This window comes from Arthrobacter sp. NPDC092385, from assembly GCF_044755105.1.
In the GTDB taxonomy this organism is placed as follows: Bacteria; Actinomycetota; Actinomycetes; order Actinomycetales; family Micrococcaceae; genus Arthrobacter_D.
In genome coordinates this window covers 1-3555 of record NZ_JBIVQL010000036.1, presented here as the reverse complement: position 1 = coordinate 3555, position 3555 = coordinate 1, and the positions used below count along the sequence as shown (strand labels likewise).

Genomic DNA, 3555 nt, shown 5'->3' with positions numbered 1-3555 from the left:
GGCACAGGTAGCCGCTCACGTCAGCTGCCCCGGGAGAAAAAGTGCAGGGATGGGAGCCCGGACTGTTGACAACATCATTGAGACTCCTTCGGATTGTGCGCCCCCGCTCCACAGCGTCAACCGGCTCCGCCGGCATCGGGCACACCGATCCTGTCCGGCGCTCCTGCGTCGCTTATTTCCTCCCAGGATCGGCGCACCCTCGCACCTACGGCGTTGAGCACTGCTCCGTCGGGGACGAGCGAGCGAGCTCGCCAGCAGGCAAAAAACAACGGGGAAAGGGTCCACTGCTGGTCACTACAGGGCCCCGACACCACCACTGCAACCAAGGAGCAACACTGTGAACACCGATACCGCAGTTCTGGTCAGCACCACCACGAAGGACACCGAAGAGACCGTCAGCGCCCCGGTCCTGCCGGTGGATGACCGCACAGGCGATGGGTACGACTGGCTTGACACCCTCACCGGCAGCCCGTGGAAGGTCATGGGCGCGTGGGGCACCGACGGATGGGACGCCGGGTCCTGGCCCTACGTCTTCTTCGCCACCGCCACCCACCGAGACGAGACCGGCACCCTCTACGGGTACGGGACCTACGTCGAGGGCGACACCTACACGCACTGGTACCGCGCCGAAGACGCCTGCCACAAGGCGATCACCGCAGAGGTCTTCTGGTACTGGAAGCACGGACAGGCAGACGGGCCGGCCCACCTGCCCGCCACGGCCGAGGAGCTGGACGACGAGTTCACCAAGCCCTACGGATGCATCCACCGCTGCTAGGACTCGCTGACGAAGGCCGCACCCCGCCCCAGCGGGCGGGGTGCGGCCCGGCCCTCGACCTCACCAGCCTCATCCCACTAGCCCGAAAGTAGGTACGCCCTGATGCCCGAAATGCTGTTCTCCATGAACCGGATTACCACCCAGGCCAACTACGTCCGAGTGGCCGTCGACGAAGATGCGATGTTCACCTGGCTGCAAGAGAACCCCAAAGAGAACGACTGGATCCAGCCCGTCTACGACATGGCCGACATATGCGCCGAGGACGTCCGCCGCTACATCGAAGCCCACCCCGAGCTGCGCGACCACCGGCACTTTCACGAAGCAGCCGGAGAAGTGTGCGAGAGCTGGTCCCAGCTGGAAATGATCGGCCGAGAGGACGAGAACTAGAACTAAAGTTAGCTGGATTCATGCGGCAGAAGTGCTGTTTTTCAGATGAATAAACGGTAGAATTAGTACCAGCAGCACAGCAGTTGACTCTCACCAAAACCCATACGTAACCAAGGACTGAGCGCCATGACCATCACCATCTTCGAGAAGCCATCCGGGTGCTTCGGATGCAAGAAGACGAAGGAACTGTTCGACGCCGCCGGCGTCCAGTTCACCACCGTGGACATCACCACCAACGACCAGGCTCTCGCCTACGTCACCGAGGAGCTTGGCTACAGCCAGGCGCCCGTCGTGGTCTACGAGAAGGACGGCAGTGAGGATCACTGGTCCGGCCTGAACCCCACCAAGATCAGCCAGGTCATCGCCCTCGACGGCAAGTAGCCAAGCTGCGCTGACCCGACTCATCTACTCATCTACTCATCTACTCATTCACTCATTCAACGACAACACCAGCACCCCATACGAAAGGCAGTTGAGCATCATGGCCGGAGAAACGATCATCACCGTCATCGGGAACCTCACCTCGGATCCCGAACTCCGCTTCACCCCCAGCGGGTCAGCGGTCGCGAACTTCACCATCGCGTCCACCCCGCGCACCTTCGACCGGCAGTCCAATGACTGGAAGGACGGGGAAACCCTGTTCCTGCGCTGCAACGTCTGGCGCGAGTCGGCCGAGAACGTCGCCGAGACCCTGACCAAGGGAACCCGCGTCATCGCCCAGGGCCGGTTGAAGTCCCGCAGCTACGACACCAAGGAAGGCGAGAAGCGCACCGTCATGGAACTCGAGGTCGACGAGGTCGGACCGAGCCTGCGCTACGCCTCAGCGAAAGTTACCCGCGCCCAGCGCAGCGGATCCGGCAACAACGGCGCAGGTGGAGGCAACGCCCAGGGTGGGGGAGGGTTCCAGGGCGGAGCGCAGCCGGGCAATACGTGGCAGCAGCAGCCCGCGGATGACCCGTGGGGAGCCCCTGCAGCAGCTCGAGACGGCAGTGCCGGCGGTGCCGGTGGGTGGGGCAACGGCCCCGAGAGCGAACCGCCGTTCTGATCAACACGTAGGGGTGGCCGGCAACCGTCGGTCACCCCTGATCATCGCCTCTCACTCACCAGCTGACGCGCACCCACGAAGACCGCCTCTGGAAGGATCACACCATGACCGACGAATCAGACGAGTTCAGCCTGGCGGACGACGACAAACCAACCCCCGCGATCGTGTCGTCCGCTGACGCGATCTATGACGAGCTGCGCACCATTTGTCACGAGAGTCTGCCGGGTACGTCCATCCCGGCCCCGGTTGCCTACAAGGTGCTCGGGAACCTCAAAGGCGTCGAGTACATGCTGCCTCAGGCCCTCAGCCAGCTCGCGGCCGGCCTCGGCAAATCCCTGGACACCCATGACGTCTACGAATGGCAGGGCGGTGACCCGGTGCAGTCAGTTGCCACAGCAACCGATCATCTGACCCGCGCGGCCAAACTCGTCGGCCAGCTCGGCGCCGAACTCGCACAGGCACAGAACGCCATCGCCGGCCAGGGCTACCGGGACTGAGGCGTCGTGAGCGATGGAACGGTCCCAGATGAGCGGCCGCAGCCGCTGCGGTTCCTTACCCTGCAGCAGGCCGGGGAGGAGCTGAACGTGCAGCGCACAACGGTGATGGGGCTCATCAAGTCAGGTGAGCTGCCCGCCATCCAAGTCGGCGGCCGCGGGCAGTGGCGCATCGAACGCACCAAGCTCGAGGACTACATCGCCACCGCCTACCAGCGGGGCCGGGCAGAGATAGCCCGAGAGGGACAGCCCGAGGACGACGGCGGGGGAGGGGACCCGGAGTGAGCAAGAACAAGCCCGCGTCATTCACCCCGTACTTCAGCCAGACCGACGCGGACCAGGTCCGCGCAGCGTTCCTCGCAGCCGGTCATGAAGAGGGGTACCGCTCTGTGACAGACTTGATCGAAGCAGCTGTGATGCGCGAGGTGAAGCGCCTGCAGCGCAAGCACAACCAGGGCAGGAAGTGGGAACCGGTCGCTCCGGGGGCCCTGCGGCCAGGCCGACGGACTCTCGAGGAAGAGAAGAACCGAGCCCTATAGATTTCCTGGTTGCAGGGAAAGCAAGAAAACGGAAGCGGGAGCTGGTAGTGCAGCTCCCGCTTCCACCTTTTAACCCCACGGCAGCTGGCGACCGCGGGTGTGTCACCTGTAGTGCTTCCCTGGTTTCCGCTGGCGCTCCACCCAGGGCAATGGTCCTGCGCTTCGCTTCGGCCTGATGAGGCCCGGGCGCTCCTTCGTCGCACCCGACCCTGACGTTTTTTGCTGCTGTCCTTATGTTGTTGAGCAGGTAGTTCGCAGGGCAGTTGTAGTGTCTTGGCTACCCAGGGGTGATGGGTATGGCTTTTGCTGCTGTGC

The 3555-nt window shown here is 63.7% G+C and carries 7 protein-coding genes; all 7 read left to right on the top strand.

Annotated elements, in window-relative coordinates; genetic code table 11:
* Positions 1-337: 337 nt before the first annotated feature.
* The 7 genes from ACIQCY_RS18170 (at position 338) to ACIQCY_RS18140 (ending at position 3240) form a co-directional block, all read left to right on the top strand.
* Positions 338-775 carry a hypothetical protein gene (locus tag ACIQCY_RS18170; RefSeq protein ID WP_400485203.1) on the top strand — a complete coding sequence of 146 codons (438 nt, stop codon included), beginning with the start codon at positions 338-340 and terminating at the stop codon, positions 773-775.
* A gap of 102 nt (positions 776-877) precedes the next feature.
* Positions 878-1162, top strand: a complete 285-nt coding sequence (locus ACIQCY_RS18165) for a hypothetical protein (RefSeq protein WP_400485202.1) — start codon at positions 878-880, stop codon at positions 1160-1162.
* A gap of 126 nt (positions 1163-1288) precedes the next feature.
* Positions 1289-1543, top strand: coding sequence for a glutaredoxin family protein (locus ACIQCY_RS18160; RefSeq protein ID WP_400485201.1), 255 nt, complete (start codon positions 1289-1291; stop codon positions 1541-1543).
* Positions 1544-1643: 100 nt separating this feature from the next.
* Positions 1644-2207, top strand: coding sequence for a single-stranded DNA-binding protein (locus ACIQCY_RS18155; RefSeq protein WP_400485200.1), 564 nt, complete (start codon positions 1644-1646; stop codon positions 2205-2207).
* A gap of 104 nt (positions 2208-2311) precedes the next feature.
* Positions 2312-2704 carry a hypothetical protein gene (locus ACIQCY_RS18150; protein ID WP_400485199.1) on the top strand — a complete coding sequence of 131 codons (393 nt, stop codon included), beginning with the start codon at positions 2312-2314 and terminating at the stop codon, positions 2702-2704.
* A 6-nt stretch (positions 2705-2710) separates the two neighbouring features.
* Positions 2711-2986 carry a helix-turn-helix domain-containing protein gene (locus ACIQCY_RS18145; protein ID WP_400485198.1) on the top strand — a complete coding sequence of 92 codons (276 nt, stop codon included), beginning with the start codon at positions 2711-2713 and terminating at the stop codon, positions 2984-2986.
* A complete protein-coding gene (locus tag ACIQCY_RS18140) occupies positions 2983-3240 on the top strand; it encodes a hypothetical protein (RefSeq protein ID WP_400485197.1) in 258 nt (85 codons plus the stop codon). The genes ACIQCY_RS18145 and ACIQCY_RS18140 overlap by 4 nt, the downstream gene beginning before the upstream one ends.
* Positions 3241-3555 lie beyond the last annotated feature (315 nt).